19 protein-coding genes and 4 tRNA genes are annotated in these 22,205 nt (G+C 64.6%); all 23 read right to left on the bottom strand.

Features of this window, described 5'->3' with window-relative positions:
- Window positions 1–17 precede the first annotated feature (17 nt).
- Complete coding sequence (rplB, locus tag G7A98_RS03415) at window positions 18–845, bottom strand: 50S ribosomal protein L2 (RefSeq protein WP_163648097.1); 828 nt, start codon at window positions 843–845, stop codon at window positions 18–20.
- Window positions 846–862: 17 nt separating this feature from the next.
- Window positions 863–1,159, bottom strand: a complete 297-nt coding sequence (gene rplW, locus G7A98_RS03410) for a 50S ribosomal protein L23 (protein ID WP_163648096.1) — start codon at window positions 1,157–1,159, stop codon at window positions 863–865.
- The gene (rplD, locus tag G7A98_RS03405; protein ID WP_163648095.1) at window positions 1,156–1,761 is read right to left on the bottom strand and encodes a 50S ribosomal protein L4; all 606 of its coding nucleotides are present in this window, start codon (window positions 1,759–1,761) and stop codon (window positions 1,156–1,158) included. The genes rplW and rplD overlap by 4 nt, the downstream gene beginning before the upstream one ends.
- 13 nt (window positions 1,762–1,774) lie before the next feature.
- Window positions 1,775–2,413, bottom strand: a complete 639-nt coding sequence (rplC, locus tag G7A98_RS03400) for a 50S ribosomal protein L3 (protein WP_163648094.1) — start codon at window positions 2,411–2,413, stop codon at window positions 1,775–1,777.
- Between the two features lie 145 nt (window positions 2,414–2,558).
- Window positions 2,559–2,870, bottom strand: coding sequence for a 30S ribosomal protein S10 (rpsJ, locus tag G7A98_RS03395; protein ID WP_011505728.1), 312 nt, complete (start codon window positions 2,868–2,870; stop codon window positions 2,559–2,561).
- Window positions 2,871–3,030: 160 nt separating this feature from the next.
- Window positions 3,031–4,224, bottom strand: coding sequence for an elongation factor Tu (tuf, locus tag G7A98_RS03390; protein WP_163648093.1), 1,194 nt, complete (start codon window positions 4,222–4,224; stop codon window positions 3,031–3,033).
- A 29-nt stretch (window positions 4,225–4,253) separates the two neighbouring features.
- Window positions 4,254–6,374, bottom strand: coding sequence for an elongation factor G (fusA, locus tag G7A98_RS03385; protein WP_163648092.1), 2,121 nt, complete (start codon window positions 6,372–6,374; stop codon window positions 4,254–4,256).
- Between the two features lie 18 nt (window positions 6,375–6,392).
- Window positions 6,393–6,863: a 30S ribosomal protein S7 gene (gene rpsG, locus G7A98_RS03380; protein WP_163648091.1), complete on the bottom strand. Its 471-nt coding sequence runs from the start codon at window positions 6,861–6,863 to the stop codon at window positions 6,393–6,395.
- Window positions 6,864–6,978: 115 nt separating this feature from the next.
- On the bottom strand, window positions 6,979–7,353 hold the full coding sequence (gene rpsL, locus G7A98_RS03375) for a 30S ribosomal protein S12 (protein WP_026300677.1): 375 nt from the start codon (window positions 7,351–7,353) through the stop codon (window positions 6,979–6,981).
- A gap of 139 nt (window positions 7,354–7,492) precedes the next feature.
- Window positions 7,493–11,710 carry a DNA-directed RNA polymerase subunit beta' gene (gene rpoC / locus G7A98_RS03370; RefSeq protein WP_163648090.1) on the bottom strand — a complete coding sequence of 1,406 codons (4,218 nt, stop codon included), beginning with the start codon at window positions 11,708–11,710 and terminating at the stop codon, window positions 7,493–7,495.
- Between the two features lie 85 nt (window positions 11,711–11,795).
- Entirely contained in the window at window positions 11,796–15,872 is a 4,077-nt protein-coding gene (gene rpoB / locus G7A98_RS03365; RefSeq protein ID WP_163648089.1) for a DNA-directed RNA polymerase subunit beta, read from the bottom strand.
- A 247-nt stretch (window positions 15,873–16,119) separates the two neighbouring features.
- Window positions 16,120–16,491 carry a 50S ribosomal protein L7/L12 gene (gene rplL, locus G7A98_RS03360; protein WP_163648088.1) on the bottom strand — a complete coding sequence of 124 codons (372 nt, stop codon included), beginning with the start codon at window positions 16,489–16,491 and terminating at the stop codon, window positions 16,120–16,122.
- A gap of 90 nt (window positions 16,492–16,581) precedes the next feature.
- Entirely contained in the window at window positions 16,582–17,082 is a 501-nt protein-coding gene (gene rplJ / locus G7A98_RS03355; RefSeq protein WP_163648087.1) for a 50S ribosomal protein L10, read from the bottom strand.
- 239 nt (window positions 17,083–17,321) lie between these two features.
- Window positions 17,322–18,014 carry a 50S ribosomal protein L1 gene (rplA, locus tag G7A98_RS03350; protein ID WP_163648086.1) on the bottom strand — a complete coding sequence of 231 codons (693 nt, stop codon included), beginning with the start codon at window positions 18,012–18,014 and terminating at the stop codon, window positions 17,322–17,324.
- 2 nt (window positions 18,015–18,016) lie between these two features.
- A complete protein-coding gene (rplK, locus tag G7A98_RS03345) occupies window positions 18,017–18,448 on the bottom strand; it encodes a 50S ribosomal protein L11 (protein WP_133484167.1) in 432 nt (143 codons plus the stop codon).
- A gap of 92 nt (window positions 18,449–18,540) precedes the next feature.
- Window positions 18,541–19,074, bottom strand: coding sequence for a transcription termination/antitermination protein NusG (nusG, locus tag G7A98_RS03340; protein ID WP_163648085.1), 534 nt, complete (start codon window positions 19,072–19,074; stop codon window positions 18,541–18,543).
- Window positions 19,075–19,082: 8 nt separating this feature from the next.
- Window positions 19,083–19,451 carry a preprotein translocase subunit SecE gene (secE, locus tag G7A98_RS03335; protein ID WP_163648084.1) on the bottom strand — a complete coding sequence of 123 codons (369 nt, stop codon included), beginning with the start codon at window positions 19,449–19,451 and terminating at the stop codon, window positions 19,083–19,085.
- A 73-nt stretch (window positions 19,452–19,524) separates the two neighbouring features.
- Window positions 19,525–19,600, bottom strand: a tRNA-Trp gene (locus G7A98_RS03330).
- 143 nt (window positions 19,601–19,743) lie between these two features.
- A tRNA-Thr gene (locus G7A98_RS03325) sits at window positions 19,744–19,818 on the bottom strand.
- Window positions 19,819–19,832: 14 nt separating this feature from the next.
- Window positions 19,833–19,906: transfer RNA gene (locus tag G7A98_RS03320), tRNA-Gly, on the bottom strand.
- A 47-nt stretch (window positions 19,907–19,953) separates the two neighbouring features.
- Window positions 19,954–20,037, bottom strand: a tRNA-Tyr gene (locus G7A98_RS03315).
- 107 nt (window positions 20,038–20,144) lie between these two features.
- Window positions 20,145–20,984, bottom strand: coding sequence for a type III pantothenate kinase (locus tag G7A98_RS03310; protein WP_163648083.1), 840 nt, complete (start codon window positions 20,982–20,984; stop codon window positions 20,145–20,147).
- Complete coding sequence (locus G7A98_RS03305; RefSeq protein ID WP_163648082.1) at window positions 20,981–21,967, bottom strand: biotin--[acetyl-CoA-carboxylase] ligase; 987 nt, start codon at window positions 21,965–21,967, stop codon at window positions 20,981–20,983. Before G7A98_RS03305 ends, G7A98_RS03310 begins: the two co-directional genes overlap by 4 nt.
- Window positions 21,968–22,205: the final 238 nt, after the last annotated feature.

Raw genomic sequence — 22,205 nt, 5'->3', positions numbered from 1 at the left:
TTACCTCTTAATGTCTGTTACTTGGCCTTGCGGCGACGAACGATCAGCTTGTCGGTGCGCTTGTTCTTGCGGGTCTTGTGGCCCTTGGTCGGAACCCCCCACGGCGTCACCGGATGGCGACCACCGCTGGTACGACCTTCACCACCACCGTGCGGGTGATCCACCGGGTTCATGGCGACACCGCGAACGGTCGGGCGCACACCCCGCCAGCGCTTGGCACCGGCCTTGCCGAGTTGACGCAGGCTGTGCTCGGAGTTGCTCACCTCTCCCAGGGTCGCGCGGCACTCGGCCAGCACCTTGCGCATCTCGCCGGAGCGCAAACGCAGGGTGGCGTAGTTGCCTTCGCGGGCGACCAGCTGAGCACTGGCACCGGCGCTGCGCGCGAGCTGGGCACCCTTGCCGGGCTTGAGCTCGATGCAGTGGACGGTGGAACCCAGCGGAATGTTGCGCAGCGGCAGCGTGTTGCCACGCTTGATCGGTGCGTTCACGCCGGACTCCAACTGGTCGCCGGCACTCACGCCCTTGGGCGCGATGACGTAGCGACGCTCACCGTCCAGGTACTTCAGCAGCGCGATGTGGGCGCTGCGGTTGGGATCGTACTCCAGGCGCTCGACGATGGCCGGAACGCCATCCTTGGTGCGCTTGAAGTCGATCACACGGTAGTGGTGACGATGACCACCACCGACATGGCGCGTGGTGATGCGGCCATGATTGTTACGTCCGCCGGACTTGGACTGCTTCTCGAGCAGCGGCGCATACGGCCGGCCCTTGTAGATCTCGTCGCTGACAACCTTGACCAGGTGGCGGCGACCGGCGGATGTGGGTTTAGTCTTGACTACTGCCATGATCCGTACTCCTGCCCTTATTCGGCGCCAGAGAAGTCTTCGAGGGTCTCGCCCGCGGCCAGCGTGACGTAGGCCTTGCGGTAGCCCTTGCGCAGACCCGTGCCATGCAGGGTGCGCTTGGTCTTGCCCTTCACGTTGAGGACCTGGACGCTATCGACCTTCTTGCCGAACAGCGCTTGGACGGCCGCCTTGATCTCCGGCTTGGTCGCGTCGCTGGCCACCTTGAACACGTACTGGTTGTTCTCGGCGGCCATGGCAGCCTTCTCGGTCACGTGCGGTCCGAGCAGAACCTTGAATAGGCGTTCCTGGTTCATGCCAGCTTCTCCTCGAATTTGCGCAGGGCGGAGACGGTGACCAGCACCTTGTCGAAGGCGACCAGGCTCACCGGATCGGCGGCGGGGACATCGACGACATCCACGTTGGGGATGTTGCGCGCGGCCAGGTAGAGCTTCTCGTCGACCTCGTCGGTGACGATCAGCGCCTTCTCGAGGCCCAGCTCGCCCAGCTTGGCGACCAGCTGCTTGGTCTTGGGCGCCTCGACGGCGAACTCCTCGACCACCACCAGACGCTCCTGGCGGATCAGCTCGGAGAGGATCGAGCGCATCGCCGCACGATACATCTTGCGGTTGACCTTCTGCGTGTAGTCCTGGGGACGAGCAGCGAAGGTCACGCCGCCGCTACGCCACAGCGGCGAGCGGATGGTACCGGCGCGGGCACGACCGGTGCCCTTCTGGCGCCACGGCTTCTTGCCGCCGCCACGCACGTCGGAGCGGTTCTTCTGGGCGCGCGTACCCTGACGGCCGGCCGCGAGGTAGGCGGTGACGACCTGGTGGACCAGCGCTTCGTTGAATTCTTTGCCAAAGGTAGCGTCGGCGACTTCGACGGTGCCGCCAGCACCTGCAAGATTCAGATTCATCGGACTTTACCCCTCAGCGAGCTTTAACGGCACGGCGGACGATCACGTCGCTGCCCGGTGCGCCCGGAACGGCGCCCTTGACCAGCAGCAGGTTGCGATCGGCATCGACGCGGACGACTTCCAGGCTCTGAACGGTCACGCGCTCATTGCCCATCTGTCCGGCCATTTTCTTGCCCTTGAAGACACGCCCCGGGGTCTGACACTGGCCGATGGAGCCAGGCGCACGGTGGGACAGGGAGTTGCCGTGGCTGTTGTCCTGGGTGCGGAAGTTCCAGCGCTTAACGGCGCCCTGGTACCCCTTACCCTTGGAGGTGCCGGTCACATCGATCTTCTGACCAGCCTCGAAGAGGGACACGGAGAGTTCGCCGCCCACGTCCGGAGCTTCCTCGCCTTCTGCCAGGCGGAACTCCATCAGTGAACGACCGGCCTCGATACCCGCCTTGGCGTACTGACCGGCAGTCGCCTTGGTGAGATGCTTGGCCTTGCGGGAGCCGGTTGTCACCTGAACCGCGCTGTAGCCGTCGCTTTCGACGGTCTTGACGCGAGTCACGCGGTTGGGCTCAACCTCGATCACGGTTACGGGCACGGAAGTGCCGTCTTCGGTGAAGACGCGGGTCATGCCGCTCTTCTTACCGACCAAACCGATAGTCATGTTCAGTCTCCTATAGTGTACGGGGCTATCACCCGCTATGGCTGCCCTTTCCAGAGCATTCCACTAGCACGTTGTATGACGCCATCCCGGCGTGGCGGCTGCTGCTGGCTCCGGGCCAGCGCGGTGCCGCGTGTGTCTAGTGTTATCAGTCGAGCTTGATCTGTACGTCCACGCCGGCGGCGAGGTCGAGCTTCATCAGCGCATCGACGGTCTTCTCCGTCGGCTCGACGATGTCGAGCACGCGCTTGTGCGTGCGAATCTCGTACTGGTCGCGCGCGTCCTTGTTGACGTGCGGCGAGATCAGCACGGTATAGCGCTCGCGATTGGTCGGCAGAGGGATCGGACCCCGCACCTGTGCACCTGTCCGCTTCGCGGTATCCACGATTTCCTGGGCGGACTGGTCGATCAGGCGGTGATCGAAAGCCTTCAGCCGAATGCGAATCTTCTGGTTCTGCATTAGCCCTAAACTCCAATGGATGTCGACGGCGATCGCCGCTTACCCACGCATTCAAAGGATGCGCATTATAGGCATGCAGGAACTTCGCGTCAAACGAAGCCCGACATGCGCAGAAAGGGGGCTCCTCGCGGAGCCCCCTTCGATCATCGCAGGATACTGCTTACTCGATGATCTTGGCGACGACGCCGGCGCCCACGGTACGGCCACCTTCGCGAACCGCGAAGCGCAGGCCGTCTTCCATGGCGATCGGCGCGATCAGGGAAACGGTCATCTGGACGTTGTCGCCCGGCATGACCATTTCGACGCCTTCCGGCAGTTCACAGGTACCGGTCACGTCAGTGGTCCGGAAGTAGAACTGCGGACGGTAGCCCTTGAAGAACGGGGTGTGACGACCACCTTCTTCCTTGGACAGGACGTAGACTTCCGCCTCGAACTTGGTGTGCGGCGTGATGGTGCCCGGCTTGGCCAGGACCTGACCACGCTCGACCTCGTCACGCTTGGTGCCACGCAGCAGGGCGCCGATGTTCTCGCCGGCACGACCTTCGTCGAGCATCTTGCGGAACATTTCGACACCGGTAACGGTGGTCTTGGTGGTGTCCTTCAGACCCACGATCTCGACTTCGTCGCCGGTGCGGACGATGCCGCGCTCGACACGGCCGGTGACCACGGTGCCGCGACCGGAGATGGAGAACACGTCCTCGATCGGCATCAGGAACGGCTGGTCGATGGCGCGCTCCGGCTCCGGGATGTAGTCGTCCAGGGCCTTGATCAGGTTGGCAACGGCGGTGGTGCCCATGCCGTTGTCGTCCTTGCCTTCCAGCGCCATCAGCGCAGAGCCGATGATGATCGGGGTGTCGTCACCCGGGAAGTCGTACTCGTTGAGGAGTTCACGAACTTCCATCTCGACCAGCTCGAGCAGCTCTTCGTCGTCGACCATGTCGGCCTTGTTCAGGAACACGACGATGTACGGCACGCCGACCTGGCGAGACAGCAGGATGTGCTCGCGAGTCTGCGGCATGGGGCCGTCGGCAGCGGAACAGACCAGGATCGCGCCGTCCATCTGGGCGGCACCGGTGATCATGTTCTTGACGTAGTCGGCGTGCCCCGGGCAGTCGACGTGCGCGTAGTGACGCGTTTCGGACTGGTACTCGACGTGGGCGGTGGCGATGGTGATACCACGCTCGCGCTCTTCCGGCGCATTGTCGATGGTATCGAAGGCACGCCAGTCACCACCGAAGACCTCGGCGGAAACGCGGGTCAGAGCCGCCGTCAGCGTGGTCTTGCCGTGGTCGACGTGACCGATGGTACCGACGTTGATATGCGGTTTGGAGCGTTCAAACTTTTCCTTAGCCACTGCTATAACCTCTTTACGTTAGCTAACGGTTAACCGTTCTGGTTGATGACGGCTTCTACGACGCTGGAGGGCGCCTCTTCGTAATCCGCAAACTCCATTGTGTAGCTTGCGCGGCCCTGGGTCTGAGAACGCAGATCGGTCGCGTAACCGAACATCTCAGCCAACGGAACCGTGGCGCGAATGATCTTGCCTGAGGAAGAGTCATCCATGCCCTGTACAAGGCCACGGCGGCGGTTAAGGTCACCCATGACATCACCCATGAACTCCTCGGGGGTCACGACCTCGACCTTCATCACCGGCTCGAGCAGCACGGCCTTAGCCTTGCGAGCACCTTCCTTGATCGCCATCGACGAGGCGACCTTGAACGCGGTCTCGTTGGAGTCCACGTCATGGTAGGAACCGTCGAACAGCGTGACCTTGACGTCAATCATCGGGTAACCCGCGATGACACCGTTCTGCAGCTGCTCGAAAGCCCCCTTCTCGACGGCCGGCACGTATTCCTTGGGAACCACGCCGCCGACGATCTCGGACGCGAACTTGAAGCTCAGGTCTTCGTCCTCGCCCTTGTCTTCCGCGGTCAGCGGCTCGATGCGCAGCCACACGTGACCGTACTGGCCGCGACCGCCCGACTGACGCACGAACTTGCCTTCCTGCTCGACCGACTGGCGAATGGTCTCGCGGTAGGCAACCTGCGGCTTGCCGATGTTGGCCTCGACCTTGAACTCGCGACGCATGCGGTCGACGATGATGTCGAGGTGAAGCTCGCCCATGCCGGAGATGATGGTCTGGCCGGTTTCCTCGTCAGTCTTGACCTGGAAGGACGGATCCTCCTGGGCCAGCTTGCCGAGGGCGACGCCCATCTTCTCCTGGTCGGCCTTGGACTTCGGCTCCACGGCAACCGAGATGACCGGATCCGGGAACTCCATGCGCTCGAGAACGATCTTGTCGTTCAGGTCGCACAGGGTGTCGCCGGTGGTGACATCCTTGAGTCCGATGCAGGCGGCGATGTCGCCGGCATAGACTTCCTTGATCTCCTCGCGGGAGTTGGAGTGCATCTGGACGATACGGCCGACGCGCTCCTTCTTCTGCTTGACCGAGTTGTAGACGCTGTCACCGGACTTCAGCACGCCGGAGTAGACGCGGATGAAGGTCAGCGTGCCGACGAACGGGTCGGTGGCGATCTTGAACGCCAGCGCGGCGAAGGGCGCATTGTCGTCCGCCTCGCGGGTGGCGATGGTGCCATCCTTGTCGTCCAGCTCGCCCTCGATGGCCTTGACCTCGGTGGGCGACGGCATGTACTCGATGACGCCGTCCAGAACGGCCTGAACGCCCTTGTTCTTGAAGGCACTGCCGCAGGTGACCAGGACGATTTCGTTGTCCAGGGTCCGACGACGCAGGCCGGCCTTGATGTCGGCCTCGGGCAGGTCACCTTCCTCGAGGTACTTGTCCATCAGCTCTTCGGACGCCTCGGCGGCGGCCTCGAGCATCTGCTCGCGGTAGGTTTCGGCGGTTTCCTGGAGCTCGGCCGGAATGTCGACCAGCTCGTAGTTCATGCCGAAGTTGTCCTCGTCCCAGAGGATGGCCTTCATCTGGATCAGGTCGATGACGCCCTTGAACTCGTCCTCGGCCCCCCAGTTGATCTGGATCGGCACGACGTTGGCGCCCAGCTTCTGCTTGAGCTGGTCGAGCACCATGAAGTAGTCGGCACCGGCGCGGTCCATCTTGTTGACGAACACCATGCGCGGCACTTCGTACTTGTTGGCCTGACGCCAGACGGTCTCGGTCTGCGGCTGCACACCGGAGGAACCGCACAGCACGACGACGGCACCGTCGAGCACGCGCAGGGAACGCTCCACCTCGATGGTGAAGTCGACGTGCCCCGGGGTGTCGATGATGTTGATGCGGTGCTCGTCGAACTGCTTGTTCATGCCCTGCCAGAAGCAGGTGGTCGCCGCGGAGGTGATCGTGATGCCACGCTCCTGCTCCTGCTCCATCCAGTCCATGGTGGCTGCGCCATCATGGACCTCGCCGACCTTGTGGGAAAGGCCAGTGTAGAACAGGACACGCTCGGTAGTGGTGGTCTTCCCGGCGTCGACGTGGGCCACGATACCGATGTTGCGGTAACGCTTGAGCGGAGTCTTGCGTGCCACGGATGAAACCCCCGTAGATTAGAAGCGGTAGTGAGAGAAGGCCTTGTTGGCTTCTGCCATGCGATGCACGTCTTCACGCTTCTTCACGGCAGCACCCTTGCCTTCGGCGGCGTCCAGCATTTCACCGGCCAGACGCTGCACCATGGTCTTTTCACCACGGTTGCGGGCAGCATCGGCCAGCCAGCGCATGGCCAGCGCCTGACGGCGCGAGGGACGCACCTCGACCGGCACCTGGTAGGTCGCACCGCCGACGCGGCGTGACTTGACCTCGACCATCGGCTGGATGGCTTCCAGCGCCTTGTCGAACACATCCAGCGGTGCTTCCTGGGCACGCTCGGCAACCCGGTCCAGCGCACCATAGACGATGCGCTCAGCTACGGACTTCTTGCCGCTGATCATCAGATGGTTCATGAACTTCGCCAGGCGCTCGCTGTTGAACTTCGGATCCGGCAGGATCTCGCGCTTGGCGGCAATGCGTCTTCTAGGCATGATAAGCCCTCGTCGAAGGGTCCTTCAGGTAAACCCGAGACTCCCGCCCCGCGGGGCGACGCTCGACCTTACTCTTATCCGACCAATGTTACGTAAGAATCTCGGTGCCCCGGCCTCAGGCCTTGGGACGCTTGGTGCCGTACTTGGAACGGCCCTGCTTGCGGTTCTGCACGCCGGAGGTGTCGAGTGCGCCGCGCACGGTGTGGTAGCGCACACCCGGCAGGTCCTTGACTCGGCCGCCGCGGATCAGCACCACGGAGTGCTCCTGCAGGTTGTGGCCTTCACCACCGATGTAGGAGGTCACCTCGTAGCCGTTGGTCAGACGAACACGGCACACCTTGCGCAGTGCGGAGTTCGGCTTCTTCGGCGTGGTGGTATAAACGCGGGTGCAAACCCCACGACGCTGCGGGCAGGCCTGCAGCGCCGGCACGTCACTCTTGGCGACCGGGCGCTTGCGCGGCTTGCGCACGAGCTGGTTGATCGTTGCCATAGTCTGTAGCTGTCTCCAGTGATTGCCTCGCCTCAACAGCAGGCACGGGCGCACCCACCCCACTGTTAAAGGCTGCGCATTCTAAAGTCTCAGGATGAGCGGCGTCAAGGCCGGCGCCCCGCGGGGCGCCGGCTGCAGCTCACAACTCGTCGTCATCGGCATCCAGCGCGGTGAGCTGGGCACCCAGTTCCTGCTCGACCTCGAAGGCCGAGGGATGCAGGGTACGCTCGGCTTCCTCGCGCTTGCGCCGACGCTCGGCGTGGTGCGTCAGGCCGGTACCCGCCGGAATCAGGCGGCCCACCACGACGTTTTCCTTCAGGCCGCGCAGGTAATCGCGCTTGCCGGTCACCGCCGCCTCGGTCAGCACCCGCGTGGTCTCCTGGAAGGAGGCCGCGGAGATGAACGACTCGGTGGCCAGCGAGGCCTTGGTGATGCCCAGCAGCACGCGACCGAACTTGGCCGGGAACTTGTCTTCCGCGGCCAGCCGGGCGTTCTCCTCGAGCACCCGCACCAGCTCGACCTGATCGCCGGGGATGAAGTCGGCATCGCCGGCGTCGGTGATCTCCACCTTGCGCAGCATCTGACGCACGATCACCTCGATGTGCTTGTCGTTGATGCCCACGCCCTGGAGGCGGTAGACCTCCTGGATCTCGGCGGTGATGTACTTGGCCAGCTCCGCCACGCCGAGCAGCCGCAGGATATCGTGCGGGTTGCTCGGGCCGTCGGAGATCACCTCGCCCTTCTCGACGGTCTCGCCCTCGAAGACGCTGATCTGACGCCATTTCGGGATCAGCATCTCGAACGGATCGCCGGACTCCGGGGTGATCGTCAGACGACGCTTGCCCTTGGTCTCCTTGCCGAAACTGATCACGCCGCTGATTTCGGCGAGGATCGACGGCTCCTTCGGCTTGCGCGCCTCGAACAGGTCGGCGACGCGCGGCAGACCCCCGGTGATGTCCTTGTTGCCGGACGCCTCCACCGGAATGCGTGCGATGACCTCACCCACGCCGATCTGCGCGCCATTCTCGGCGGACACCACCGCGTTGCCGGGCAGCAGGTACTGCACGGGGGTGTTCGAGCCCGGCAGGGTGATGTGCTCGCCGGCTTCGTCGGTGAGCATGATCATCGGCCGCTTGTCGCGCCCCGCCGCCGGCCGCGAGGCCGACTCGATCACCTCGATGGAGGACAGGCCGGTCATCTCGTCCACGCTGCGGTGGATGGTGATGCCCTCGTCCATGTCGATGTACTGCGCCTTGCCCGCCACCTCGGCGATGACCGGGTGGGTGTGCGGGTCCCACTTGGCCACGGCCTGGCCACCTTCGACGTGGTCGCCGTCCTTGACGGACAGCTCGGCGCCGTAGGGCAGCTTGTAGTACTCGCGCTCGCGACCGTGCTCGTCGGCCACCGCCAGGGCACTGGAGCGGGAGACCACCACCAGCTTGCCGTCGGCACGCTCGACGTGCTTGATATTGTGCAGGCGCACCTTGCCGCCGTGCTTGACCTGGACGCTGTCCTGCGCGGAGGCCCGCGAGGCGGCACCGCCGATGTGGAAGGTCCGCATGGTCAGCTGGGTGCCCGGCTCGCCGATCGACTGCGCGGCGATGACGCCCACGGCCTCGCCGATGTTGACCTGATGGCCACGCGCCAGATCGCGGCCATAGCAGGCCGAGCACACGCCGTGCGAGGTCTCGCAGCTGATCGCGCTGCGCACCACGATCTCGTCGACGCCCATGGTGTCGAGATCCTCGCACCAGGCCTCATCGAGCAGCGTGCCACGCGGGATCAGCACCTCCTCGCTCGCCGGGTCGATGACGTCCTGGGCGACCACGCGGCCCAGCACGCGCTGCGCCAGGGAGACGATGATGTCGCCGCCCTCGATCACCGGGTGCAGGGTCAGGCCTTCCTCGGTGCCGCAGTCGGTCTCGGTGACCACCAGATCCTGGGCCACGTCGACCAGGCGACGGGTCAGGTAACCGGAGTTGGCGGTCTTGAGTGCGGTGTCCGCCAGGCCCTTGCGCGCGCCGTGGGTCGAGATGAAGTACTGGAGTACGTTCAGACCTTCACGGAAGTTGGCGACGATCGGCGTCTCGATGATCGAGCCGTCCGGCTTGGCCATCAGGCCGCGCATGCCCGCCAGCTGACGGATCTGCGCGGCGCTGCCGCGAGCCCCGGAGTCGGCCATGATGAACACGCTGTTGAACGAGTCCTGCTCGACCCGGTTGCCGTCGCGATCGGTGACGGTCTCCTTGGAGATACCCGCCATCATCGCCTTGGCCACCTTGTCGTTGGCCTTGGACCAGATATCGATGACCTTGTTGTACTTCTCGCCGGCGGTGACGAGACCCGAGGAGAACTGGTCCTCGATCTCCTTGACCTCATCCTCGGCGGTCTCGACGATCTCGCGCTTCTCGTCGGGGATAACGAAGTCGTTGACGCCGATCGACGCCCCCGACCAGGTCGCCAGGCGGAAACCGGTGTACATCAGCTGGTCGGCGAAGATCACCGCTTCCTTGAGGCCTGCGCTGCGGTAGACCTCGTTGATCAGCCGCGAGATCGCCTTCTTCTTCATCGGCTGGTCGACCAGCGCGAACGGCGCACCCTTGGGCAGGATGCGGAACAGCATCGCCCGGCCCACGGTGGTGTCGTAGAGCGCGGTCTTCGGCGTCAGCTCGCCGCTGTCCTCGTCACGCTCGTACTCGGTCATGCGCACCTTGACCCGGGCGTGCAGCGACACGCTCTGGGTGCCGAAGGCACGCTCCGCCTCGTCGAGGTTGGCGAACACCATGCCCTCGCCCTGGGCGCCGATGCGCTCGCGGGTCATGTAGTACAGGCCCAGCACCACGTCCTGGGACGGCACGATGATCGGCTCGCCGTTGGCCGGCGACAGCACGTTGTTGGTGGCCATCATCAGCGCGCGCGCCTCGAGCTGGGCTTCCAGCGTCAGCGGCACGTGCACGGCCATCTGGTCGCCGTCGAAGTCGGCGTTGTAGGCGGCACACACCAGCGGGTGCAGCTGGATCGCCTTGCCCTCGATGAGCAGCGGCTCGAAGGCCTGGATGCCCAGACGGTGCAGCGTCGGCGCACGGTTGAGCAGCACCGGGTGCTCGCGGATGACATCGGCGAGGATGTCCCACACCTCGGGCAGCTCGCGCTCGACCATCTTCTTGGCGGCCTTGATGGTCGAGGCCTGTCCGGTGGACTGCAGCTTGGAGTAGATGAACGGCTTGAACAGCTCGAGCGCCATCTTCTTGGGCAGACCGCACTGGTGCAGGCGCAGGGTCGGGCCCACGGTGATCACCGAGCGGCCGGAGTAGTCGACACGCTTGCCCAGCAGATTCTGGCGGAAACGCCCCTGCTTGCCCTTGATCATGTCGGCCAGCGACTTCAGCGGGCGCTTGTTGGACCCGGTGATGGCGCGGCCGCGGCGGCCGTTGTCGAGCAGCGCATCGACCGACTCCTGCAGCATGCGCTTCTCGTTGCGCACGATGATGTCCGGCGCGTTGAGATCCAGCAGCCGCTTCAAGCGGTTGTTGCGGTTGATCACCCGGCGATAGAGATCGTTGAGATCCGAGGTCGCGAAGCGGCCGCCGTCGAGCGGCACCAGCGGACGCAGGTCCGGCGGCAGCACCGGCAGCACCTCCATGACCATCCACGCCGGGGCATTGCCGGACTTGTAGAAGGCCTCGAGCAGCTTGAGCCGCTTGGAGAGCTTCTTGATCTTGGTCTCGGAGTTGGTCTGCGGGATCTCCTCGCGCAGCCGCTCGATCTCCTCCTCGAGGTCGATGTCCTTGAGCAGCGCCTGGATCGCCTCGGCACCCATGCGGGCGTCGAAGTCGTCACCGAACTCCTCGAGGGCCTCGAAGTACTGCTCGTCGTTGAGCAGCTGGCCGCGCTCCAGGGTGGTCATGCCCGGATCGATGACCACGAAGCTCTCGAAGTAGAGCACGCGCTCGATGTCGCGCAGGGTCATGTCGAGGAACATGCCGATGCGCGACGGCAGCGACTTGAGGAACCAGATGTGCGCGACCGGGCTGGCCAGCTCGATGTGGCCCATGCGCTCGCGGCGTACCACCGCCTTGGTCACCTCGACGCCGCACTTCTCGCAGATGATGCCGCGGTGCTTCATGCGCTTGTACTTGCCGCACAGGCACTCGTAGTCCTTCACCGGACCGAAGATCTTGGCGCAGAACAGGCCGTCACGCTCGGGCTTGAACGTCCGGTAGTTGATGGTCTCCGGCTTCTTCACTTCGCCATACGACCAGGAGCGGATCATGTCCGGCGAGGCGAGCGAGATCTTGATCGCATCGAACTCGTCGGACTGTGACTGCGATTTGAGGACTTTCACCAAATCTTTCATGGGGTCGCTCCGTTGCGGAGTTGTCATGAGCGGGGCCCGGTCATCTCGGGGCCCCGCGGACCGTCATTGGCAAGCGTCGGGCGTTTCAGCCTTCCAGCTCGATATCGATGCCCAGCGAGCGGATCTCCTTCACCAGCACGTTGAAGGATTCCGGCATGCCGGCCTGCATGCTGTGGTCGCCGTCGACGATGTTCTTGTACATCTTGGTACGCCCCTCCACGTCGTCGGACTTGACCGTGAGCATCTCCTGGAGGGTGTAGGCGGCGCCGTAGGCCTCGAGTGCCCACACCTCCATCTCGCCGAAGCGCTGACCGCCGAACTGCGCCTTGCCGCCCAGCGGCTGCTGGGTGACCAGGGAGTAGGAGCCGGTGGAGCGCGCATGCATCTTGTCATCCACCAGGTGGTTGAGCTTGAGCATGTACATGTAGCCCACCGTCACCGGACGGTCGAACTTCTCGCCGGTACGGCCATCGTAGAGATCCATCTGACCCGAGTCGGGCAGATCGGCCAGCCGCAGCAGGCCCTTGATCTCCTGTTCCTGGGCGCCGTCGAACACCGGCGACGACATCGGCACGCCGCCGCGCAGGTTCTTCGCCAGAGCGATCACCTCCTCGTCGGACAGCGAGTCGATGTCCTCCTGACGGGTGCCCGGCGTGTTGTAGACCTGGCCGAGGAACTCGCGAAGCTCGGCGACCTGCTGCTCGCGGGCGTCGCGCAGCATGGCATCGATCTTCACGCCCAGGCCGCGGGCGGCCATGCCCAGGTGGGTCTCGAGGATCTGCCCGACGTTCATGCGCGACGGCACGCCCAGCGGGTTGAGGACCACGTCGACCGGCTCGCCCTGGTCGTCGAACGGCATGTCCTCGATCGGCATGATCGCCGAGATGACACCCTTGTTGCCGTGACGGCCGGCCATCTTGTCGCCCGGCTGGATGCGACGCTTCACCGCCAGGTAGACCTTGACGATCTTGAGCACGCCCGGCGCCAGGTCGTCGCCCTGGGTGAGCTTGCGCTTCTTGTCCTCGAAGCGCTCGTCCATCTCCTTGCGACGGTTCTCGAGCTGCTCGTCGGCCTGGGCCAGCAGCTCGTTGAGCGACTCGTCCTGCAGACGCAGCTTGAACCACTGCTGACGCGGCAGCTCGTCGAGGTACTCCTCGCTGAGCACGTCGCTCTTGTTCAGCTTGGGCCCGCCGTTGACCGGCTGGCCGGAGAGCTGACGCTTGAGACGCTCGAAGGTGGCGTCCTCGGCGATGCGGTAGGTCTCCTGCAGGTCCTTGCGCACCTCGTCGAGCTGCATCTGCTCGATGGACAGCGCACGGGCGTCCTTCTCGACGCCGTCGCGGGTGAACACCTGGACGTCGATGACCGTGCCCTTCATGCCGGTCGGCGCGCGCAGCGAGGTATCCTTCACATCGCTGGCCTTCTCGCCGAAGATCGCGCGCAGCAGCTTCTCCTCCGGGGTCAGCTGGGTCTCGCCCTTGGGCGTGACCTTGCCGACCAGGATGTCACCGGCGCCGACCTCGGCGCCGATATAGACGATGCCCGCCTCGTCGAGCTTGGACAGCGCCGACTCGCCGACGTTGGGTATGTCCGAGGTGATCTCCTCGGCGCCCAGCTTGGTGTCGCGGGAGACGCAGGTCAGCTCCTGGATGTGGATGGTGGTGAAGCGGTCTTCCTGCACCACGCGCTCCGAGACCAGGATCGAGTCCTCGAAGTTGTAGCCGTTCCAGGGCATGAAAGCCATGCGCATGTTCTGGCCCAGCGCCAGGTCGCCCATGTCCACGGACGGCCCGTCGGCGAGGATGTCGCCGCGCGCCACACTGTCGCCCGGGCGCACGATCGGCCGCTGGTTCATGCAGGTGTTCTGGTTGGAACGCACGTACTTGGTGAGGTTGTAGATGTCGACGCCGGCCTCGCCGCCGATGATCTCGTCCTCGTTGATGCGCACCACGATGCGCTTGGCGTCGACCGAGTCGATCACGCCGCCGCGCCGCGCCACGGCGCAGACGCCGGAGTCACGGGCGACGAAGCGCTCCATGCCGGTGCCCACCAGCGGCTTGTCGGCGCGCAGGGTCGGCACCGCCTGACGCTGCATGTTCGCCCCCATCAGGGCGCGGTTGGCGTCGTCGTGCTCGAGGAACGGGATCAGCGCCGCGGCCACGGAAACCACCTGGCGCGGGGAGACGTCCATCAGGGTCACCTTGTCCGGCGCCATGAAGGTGGTCTCGCCCTTGTGACGCACCTGCACCAGGTCGTCGACCAGCTTGCCGGCCTCGTCCACGGTGGCCGAGGCCTGGGCGATGACGAAGTCACCCTCCTCGATCGCCGACAGGCGCACCACATCGTCGGTCACCTGACCGTCGACAACCTTGCGGTACGGCGTCTCGAGGAAACCGTAGCTGTTGGCGTGGCTGTAGGTGGCCAGCGAGTTGATCAGACCGATGTTCGGCCCTTCCGGCGTTTCGATCGGACACAGGCGGCCGTAGTGCGTGGCGTGAACGTCGCGCACCTCGAAGCCGGCCCGCTCACGGGTCAGGCCGCCCGGGCCGAGCGCCGAGACGCGACGCTTGTGGGTGACCTCGGAGAGCGGGTTGTTCTGGTCCATGAACTGCGAGAGCTGGCTTGAACCGAAGAACTCCTTGACCGCCGCCGCCACCGGCTTGGCGTTGATCAGGTCCTGCGGCATCAGGCCTTCGCTCTCGGCCATGGAGAGACGTTCCTTGACTGCCCGCTCGACGCGCACCAGGCCCACGCGGAACTGGTTCTCGGCCATCTCGCCGACGCAGCGAATGCGGCGGTTGCCCAGGTGGTCGATGTCGTCGACGTCACCGAAGCCGTTGCGGATGGCGATCAGCTCCTTGAGCACGGCCACGATGTCATCGTTGTCGAGCACGCCGGGGCCGGTGTCGGATTCACGACGCAGGCGGCGGTTGAACTTCATGCGCCCGACCGAGGACAGGTCGTAGCGGTCCTCGGTGAAGAACAGGTTGTGGAACAGGGTCTCGGCGGCCTCCTTGGTGGGCGGCTCGCCGGGACGCATCATGCGGTAGATCTCGACCAGCGCCTCGAGGGCCGAACGGGTAGTGTCCAGCTTGAGGGTGTCGGAGATGAACGGCCCGCAGTCGAGGTCGTTGGTGTAGAGCGTCTCGAGCGTGGTGACCCCCGCCTGGCCCAGCTTCTCGAGCAGGTCCGGGGTTATCTCGCTGTTGCACTCGCAGACCAGCTCGCCGGTGTTGGGATCGACCTGATCCTTGGCCAGCGTCTTGCCCAGCAGGTACTCCATCGGCACCTCGAGACGCTCGAGGCCCGACTTTTCCATCTGCCGGATGTGCTTCTGGGTGATTCGCCGGCCTTCCTCGACGATCACGCTGCCGTCGGCATCCTTGATGTCGAAGGTCGCGGTCTCGCCGCGCAGGCGTGACGGCACCAGGTCCACCGAGAAGCCGTTCTTCTCGATGTGGAAGGTGCTGGTGTCGAAGAAGATATCGAGGATCTCCTCGGCGCTCATGCCCAGCGCGCGCAGCAGAACGGTCGCCGGCAGCTTGCGGCGACGGTCGATGCGCACGAAGACGCTGTCCTTGGGATCGAACTCGAAATCCAGCCAGGAGCCGCGGTAGGGAATCACCCGCGCGGAATACAGCAGCTTGCCGGAGGAGTGGCTCTTGCCCTTGTCATGGTCGAAGAACACGCCCGGCGAGCGGTGAAGCTGGGAGACGATGACCCGCTCGGTACCGTTGACCACGAAGGTACCGTTCTCGGTCATCAGGGGGATCTCCCCCATGTAGACTTCCTGCTCCTTGATATCCTTGATCGCCTTGTTCGCCGAGTCCTTGTCATAGATGATAAGGCGAACCTTGACCCGCAGCGGTGCCGAATAGGTGACGCCGCGCAGCTGGCACTCCTTGACGTCGAACGCCGGGGTGCCGAAGCGATAGCTGACGTACTCGAGGGCGGCGTTGCCGGAAAAGCTCTCGATCGGGAACACGGACTTGAAGGCGGCGTGCAGGCCGACCTCGAGGCGCTCCTGGGGCGCCCGGTCCTGCTGGAGGAAGTCGTAGTAGGAATCAAGCTGGATGGCCAGCAGGTAGGGCACATCCATCACTTGGGGCAGTTTGCCGAAATCCTTGCGGATGCGTTTTTTCTCAGTGTATGAGTAAGCCATCTGTATTCCCCAGCTTGTTCACCATGGGTGACCGATGCGTGGTCGGCGCCACCTGACGGGGGCGTCCCTGTCAGGCGCTGACGGCAAGCCCCCTCGGGAGGCTCGCCGTCGGAATTCGCCTAGCGTTCGAATCGTCAGTGATGGGTACACGATAGGACGCTAGTGACAACAGAAAAAGGCCGGCAGCGGGCATCCCGCCACCAGCCATGGAAGCTTACGCAGCGCGTGAAGCCTTGGGGCACAAGGGTTACTTGAGCTCCACGGACGCGCCGGCTTCTTCCAGCTTCTTCTTGGCTTCTTCGGCGTCATCCTTGCTCATGGCTTCCTTGAGGGTCGCCGGAGCGCCGTCGACGGCACCCTTGGCTTCCTTCAGGCCGAGGCCGGTGATCTCGCGAACCACCTTGATGACGTTGACCTTCTTCTCGCCGGCGCCGGTCAGCACCAGGTCGAACTCGGTCTGCTCTTCGGCAGCGGCCGCTTCACCGCCACCCGGGCCGGCCACGACGGCGGCCGCGGCGGTCACGCCGAACTTCTCTTCCATCGCCTCGATCAGCTCGGCGACTTCCATCACGGTCATGTCGGCGACGGCGTTGATGATGTCTTCTTTGGTCAGTGCCATGATTGCTTTCCTAAACTTTGCGGAGCGCCCCGAACCGGTATCGGCGCTCGGTAACTGGGTAGACGATGTCGACTGCGGTCAGCAGGGGCCTCAGGCGGCCTCTTCCTTCTGATCACGCAGCGCGGCGAGGGTACGCACCAGCTTGCCGGCAGAAGCTTCCTTCATGACGGACATCAGCTTGGCGATCGCCTCGTCGTACGTCGGCAGTGTTGCCAGACGGTCCAGGTCGGCGGCCGGGATGAACTCACCCTCGTAGGCCAGCGCCTTGACTTCGAAGTCCTTCTCGTTCTTGCCGAACTCCTTGAACAGGCGGGCGGCAGCGCCCGGATGCTCGTAGGAGAAGGCCAGCAGAGTCGGACCCACGAATGTCTCGTTCAGGCACTCCCAGGGAGTACCTGACAGGGCGCGACGTGCCAGCGTGTTGCGCACAACACGGATCTGCACGCCATTCTCGCGGGCCTGCTTGCGCAGGTCGGTCATCGCGCCAACGGCGACGCCGCGAGAATCGGCCACTACAACGGAGAGAGCGTCCTTGGCTGCTTCACTGACCTCTGCAACAATCGCTTTCTTGTCTTCGAGACCTAGTGGCACAGTGTTCACTCCTTCGTGCCGAGGGGCTTGCCGGGCAAGACCACCTCGGAGGTTACCTTCTCGACCCGCCGCGGACGGCGGATCGCGGAATGATGGTGCTCACCAGCGAACTGGCGGGGCGCACCATCTGCGCAGGTGACCGGCGGCCATTAAGTCACCCGGAGGTGACGCCTGCGGTCTTTGACGGCGCCCCGCCCGCGAGGGTCGGGGACCGCAAAGTGACTGCTCGGCTTGACACGTCAGACGAACGCGGAGTGGTCGACGGTCAGACCCGGGCCCATGGTGGTGGACAGGGTCATTTTCTTGAAGTAGACGCCCTTGGACGTGCTGGGCTTGAGACGCTTGAGGTCGTTGACCAGCGCTTCCAGGTTGCCGCGAATGGCATCCGCCGGGAAGTCGACCTTGCCCAGCGTGGTGTGGATGATGCCATTCTTGTCGGTGCGGAAACGCACCTGACCGGCCTTGGCGTTCTTCACCGCGGTGGCCACGTCGGGCGTCACGGTGCCGACCTTGGGGTTCGGCATCAGGCCACGCGGACCCAGGATCTGGCCCAGCTGGCCGACCACGCGCATGGCGTCCGGCGAGGCGATGACCACGTCGAAGTTCAGGTTGCCCTTCTTGACGTCCTCGGCCAGCTCTTCCATGCCGATGATGTCGGCACCGGCTTCCTTGGCCGCATCGGCGTTGGCACCCTGGGTAAAGACGGCGACACGCACGTCCTTGCCGGTACCGTTGGGCATGACGGTGGCGCCACGCACGACCTGGTCGGATTTACGCGGATCGACGCCCAGATTGATGGCGACGTCGAGCGACTCCTTGAAGTTGACCTTGGAGAGCTCGCCGAGCAGGGCCACGGCCTCGTCGATGGAGTAGACCTTGGTACCGTCGACCTTCTCGCGGATCATCTGTGCGCGCTTGGACAGTTTAGCCATGATCAGAGACCCTCCACGTTGAGGCCCATGCTGCGGGCGCTACCGGCAATGGTACGCACCGCGGCGTCGAGATCGGCAGCCGTCAGATCCGGCTCCTTGGTCTTGGCGATCTCTTCGAGCTGCTCGCGGGTCACGGTGCCGACCTTGGTCTTGTTCGGCTCGCCGGAGCCGGACTTGATACCGGCTGCCTTCTTCAGCAGGACGGCCGCGGGCGGCGTTTTGGTGATGAAGGTGAAGCTGCGGTCGGAGTAGACGGTGATGACCACGGGCGTCGGCAGACCCGGCTCGATGTCCTGGGTCGCGGCGTTGAACGCCTTGCAGAATTCCATGATGTTGACACCGTGCTGACCCAGCGCGGGGCCCACGGGGGGACTCGGGTTGGCCTTGCCCGCTGCGACCTGCAGCTTGATGTAGGCCTGGACTTTCTTAGCCATGTTGCACTCCAGTTGGGTAGTAGCGCCTTGCGGCTCCCCGGTTTAACGGGCCGCCGCAGCGGCCCGACGAAAATCGGCTCGGCGAGGCTCGCTCAGTCCTTCTCGACCTGAGAGAACTCGAGCTCGACCGGCGTGGCACGCCCGAAGATCAGCACGCTGACCTGCAGACGGCTCTTCTCGTAGTTGACTTCCTCGACGACCCCGTTGAAATCGGCGAACGGGCCGTCGATGACGCGCACCACTTCACCCGGCTCGAAGAGCGTCTTCGGCCGCGGCTTGTCGGTGCCGTCCTGAACACGGCGCAGGATGGCGTCGGCTTCCTTCTGGGTGATCGGCGCCGGCTTCTCGGGCGTGCCGCCGATGAAGCCCATGACGCGCGGCGTCTCGTTGACCAGATGCCAGGTCTGGTCGTTCATTTCCATCTCGACCAGCACATAGCCGGGATAGAACTTGCGCTCGCTCTTGCGCCGCTTGCCGTCACGCATCTCGACGACTTCTTCGGTGGGCACCAGGATCTCGCCGAACTGATCCTCCATGCCATAAAGCTTCACGCGCTCGATCAGCGAGCGCATGACATGCTTCTCGAAGCCGGAATAGGCGTGAACGACGTACCAACGCTTGGACATGGAATCTCCTAACCGATGATGCTGGACATGGCCCAGCCCAGCAGGGTGTCGATCAGCCACAGCATCAGACCGACCAGCAGCACGGCCACCAGCACGATGGCGGTCGTCTGGACGGTTTCCTGACGCGTCGGCCAGACGACGCGCTGGATTTCACGGCGTGAGCTGCGAGCCAGCTCGACGAGGCTGCGCCCCTTCGCCGTGGTCAATGCCACGCCGGCAGCGGCAAGCCCCAGGGCGACCACGCCCAGCACGCGATACAGGAGAGCCTGGTCCGAGAAATAGGCATTGCCGACCACGGCCAGCGCAACGAGAACGACGACCACCGCCCACTTGAGACCGTCGTGGCGCGACTCCTGCACCTCGGCGTTTTGCTTCATGACGATGGAACTCCTCAAGGTGCGGCAATCGAAAAGACGGAAGTATATGGGACAACGCCAGCCTGGGGAAGACTGGCAGGCCAGGAGGGAATCGAACCCCCAACCTGCGGTTTTGGAGACCGCTGCTCTGCCAATTGAGCTACTGGCCTGCATGGATAGCGCGGCAACCTGTTGCAGGCTGCAACGCGACAGCGGGCAGGATGATAGCGTAACCAACTTGCCCTGACAACCCCGTCGTTTCGAGGCTTTCGAAAGCAGGAAGGCGAGCCTCGGCTCGCCTTCCTGTCGAAACTGGAGCTCATGGACGGATTTGAACCGTCGACCTCACCCTTACCAAGGGTGTGCTCTACCCCTGAGCTACATGAGCGTTACAACACTTTCTGGAGCGGGCAGCGGGGATCGAACCCGCATCATCAGCTTGGAAGGCTGAGGTTCTACCATTGAACTATGCCCGCCTGCCCACTCTTCTTGTCGACCCGCCAGCGCCGTGCCGACAGCAAACTGGTGGAGGGGGAAGGATTCGAACCTTCGAAGCTTTCGCGGCAGATTTACAGTCTGCTCCCTTTGGCCACTCGGGAACCCCTCCAGCATGGCGGCAAATTTTACCGCTTGAGACGATAGTGTCAAGCACTTGTTTTTCAGTAACTTGACGGCCGTTTCGGCCCGGCATCGCCTCGAACGCCGCGCATTGTGTCAAAGCAGCATGGAGATTGCAAGGCTTGCGCGAATTTTTTCCAGGGACGCCGCCTGCGGCACCCTCGGCGCCCCCGACATGCGCCCCGCCCGCTCGGCGGCAGTCAGCGGAAAGCAGGCTTCCAGCCCGGCATACACCATGTCGGGCCAGACGGCATGCGGAATGCGCAACCCCCGCGACACGACCCGGGCGTCTCCGCCGGTCAGCAGCAGCGGCAGCGCGGTCCCTTCGGAGTCACAGACCTCGCTGTAGATGCGGTTCACGGCACTGACCGCGGCCATGAAGATGCCGTGATTGACCGCCGCCGCGGTGTTGCGGCCCGGCAGCAGCAGATCGTCCGCCTCGCTGTCGGGGTCGATCGCCACGTTGCGCGTGCCCAGCTTGAGGCTTTCCTTCATCAGGCGCAGCCCGGGCACGATATAGCCGCCCAGGTGGCGGCCGCCCGGGAGCACGAAGTCGACGGTGATGGCGCTGCCGCAATCCACCGTGCAGCAGCCACCGGTGAGGTGGTAGCCGGCCAGCACGCCCATCCAGCGATCGACACCCAGCCGTTCGGGCTCCTCGTAGCCGCAGGTCACGCCCAGCGCCTCGGGCATCGAGCGGGCCACGTGCACGGCCCCCACCCGGCGCCTCAGCAGCGCCACGGTCTCGTCCAGTACGGCACGCCGCGCCACGCTGGAGATACGCACGGTACTGACCACGTCGAGATCGGGAATGTCGGCACGCGGGCGCCATTCCTCGCGCGTCCACACCGCACCGCGCGAGCGGATCTCGCTGCTGGCGATATCCTTCAGGCGCCACTTGGACAGCGTGTTGCCAATGTCCAGATCGAGAATCATGATCGCCCACGCACGCTGATCTCGCCGCCGAACAGCCGTTCCTCGACGCCCTCGCGGCGGACCAGCAGACAACCGGCCGCATCGACCCCCGTGGCGATCGCCGCCTGGCGCTCGTCGCCACGAATGATGTCGATGGCCGTGTCGGCATGGGCGTGACGCCGGTTCCATTCCGCCCGCCAAGGGGCGAAGCCGGTCGCCTCGAAGCCGTCCAGCAGATCCAGCAGGCCGGCGATCAGTTCGGCGGCGAGCGTGTTGCGCCCCGCATCAGGCGCCAGATCCGCGACCGCCGCCACCGGCTGGTCGATGCGCTCGCGCACCTCGCGCGGCAACGCCACATTCAGGCCGATGCCGACGACCACCTCGCAGGGGCCCTGGGCATCGCCGCTGAGCTCCAGCAGGATGCCGGCGAGCTTGCGCAGCTCGCCGCTGGCCGGATCCCGCATCAGAACATCGTTGGGCCATTTCAGCAGCGCCTCGACGCCGTGATGCTCCAGCACGCGGGCCAGCACGACGCCGACGGCCAGGCTCAGCCCCTCGAGCACGGCGGCCCCGCCCTCGAACCGCCAGCCCACCGAGAGCAGCAGGTTGCGTCCCCAGGGGCTCGCCCACTGACGGCCACGACGCCCTCGCCCGGCGCTCTGCCCTTCCGCCAGGCACACCTCGGCGTGCCCGGCCCCCTGGGTAAAGCGTTCGCGCACGAAGAGATTGGTGGAAGGCAGGGTTTCCTCGATGAACAGCCTGGCCAGGCGGCGTCGCGAATCGCGTGGCAGCTCGGCGATGATCGCCTGGCCGTCGAGCAGCTCGAGCGGCTGGGCCACGCGATAGCCCCGCCCCTTGACCGCCTCGAGAGGAATATCCATGGCCTCGAGCTTCTTGAGCTGCTTCCAGATGGCCGTGCGCGAAACGCCGAGGCGTTCGCCGAGCTGCTCGCCGGAGTGATAGCCGCCGTCGCTCAGCAAGCGTATGAGATCGCCGATGGTCATGGGCCTCGTCCCGCCGGAAAAACCGTCATTTTAGCGGAAGGCGCCGGTCGGCGGGAATGTTAGCGACCAAAGTGGATAAACGACAGGGTAGCGCGAGAGGAGCGCGGGCCAATTTTCCCGGCCCCCAACGCAAAAACCCCGGCCGTTGGGCCGGGGTTTTGCGGGATAGATGCCTGACGATGACCTACTCTCGCATGGAGAAGCTCCACACTACCATCGGCGCTAAGCGGTTTCACTG

The organism is Modicisalibacter sp. 'Wilcox' (genome assembly GCF_010993675.1).
GTDB classification, from domain to species: domain Bacteria; phylum Pseudomonadota; class Gammaproteobacteria; order Pseudomonadales; family Halomonadaceae; genus Modicisalibacter; species Modicisalibacter tunisiensis.
The sequence above is the reverse complement of the archived record's forward strand: the minus strand, read 5'-3'. Positions and strand labels throughout refer to the sequence as shown.

What these genes read in the sequence shown, in the direction of transcription:
- rplB (WP_163648097.1), bottom strand. Translation starts at nt 845, where the DNA reads ATGGCAGTAGTCAAGACTAAACCCACATCCGCCGGTCGCCGCCACCTG.
- rplW (WP_163648096.1), bottom strand. Translation starts at nt 1,159, where the DNA reads ATGAACCAGGAACGCCTATTCAAGGTTCTGCTCGGACCGCACGTGACC.
- rplD (WP_163648095.1), bottom strand. Translation starts at nt 1,761, where the DNA reads ATGAATCTGAATCTTGCAGGTGCTGGCGGCACCGTCGAAGTCGCCGAC.
- rplC (WP_163648094.1), bottom strand. Translation starts at nt 2,413, where the DNA reads ATGACTATCGGTTTGGTCGGTAAGAAGAGCGGCATGACCCGCGTCTTC.
- rpsJ (WP_011505728.1), bottom strand. Translation starts at nt 2,870, where the DNA reads ATGCAGAACCAGAAGATTCGCATTCGGCTGAAGGCTTTCGATCACCGC.
- rpsG (WP_163648091.1), bottom strand. Translation starts at nt 6,863, where the DNA reads ATGCCTAGAAGACGCATTGCCGCCAAGCGCGAGATCCTGCCGGATCCG.
- rpsL (WP_026300677.1), bottom strand. Translation starts at nt 7,353, where the DNA reads ATGGCAACGATCAACCAGCTCGTGCGCAAGCCGCGCAAGCGCCCGGTC.
- rpoC (WP_163648090.1), bottom strand. Translation starts at nt 11,710, where the DNA reads ATGAAAGATTTGGTGAAAGTCCTCAAATCGCAGTCACAGTCCGACGAG.
- rpoB (WP_163648089.1), bottom strand. Translation starts at nt 15,872, where the DNA reads ATGGCTTACTCATACACTGAGAAAAAACGCATCCGCAAGGATTTCGGC.
- rplL (WP_163648088.1), bottom strand. Translation starts at nt 16,491, where the DNA reads ATGGCACTGACCAAAGAAGACATCATCAACGCCGTCGCCGACATGACC.
- rplA (WP_163648086.1), bottom strand. Translation starts at nt 18,014, where the DNA reads ATGGCTAAACTGTCCAAGCGCGCACAGATGATCCGCGAGAAGGTCGAC.
- rplK (WP_133484167.1), bottom strand. Translation starts at nt 18,448, where the DNA reads ATGGCTAAGAAAGTCCAGGCCTACATCAAGCTGCAGGTCGCAGCGGGC.
- nusG (WP_163648085.1), bottom strand. Translation starts at nt 19,074, where the DNA reads ATGTCCAAGCGTTGGTACGTCGTTCACGCCTATTCCGGCTTCGAGAAG.
- secE (WP_163648084.1), bottom strand. Translation starts at nt 19,451, where the DNA reads ATGAAGCAAAACGCCGAGGTGCAGGAGTCGCGCCACGACGGTCTCAAG.
- G7A98_RS03310 (WP_163648083.1), bottom strand. Translation starts at nt 20,984, where the DNA reads ATGATTCTCGATCTGGACATTGGCAACACGCTGTCCAAGTGGCGCCTG.
- G7A98_RS03305 (WP_163648082.1), bottom strand. Translation starts at nt 21,967, where the DNA reads ATGACCATCGGCGATCTCATACGCTTGCTGAGCGACGGCGGCTATCAC.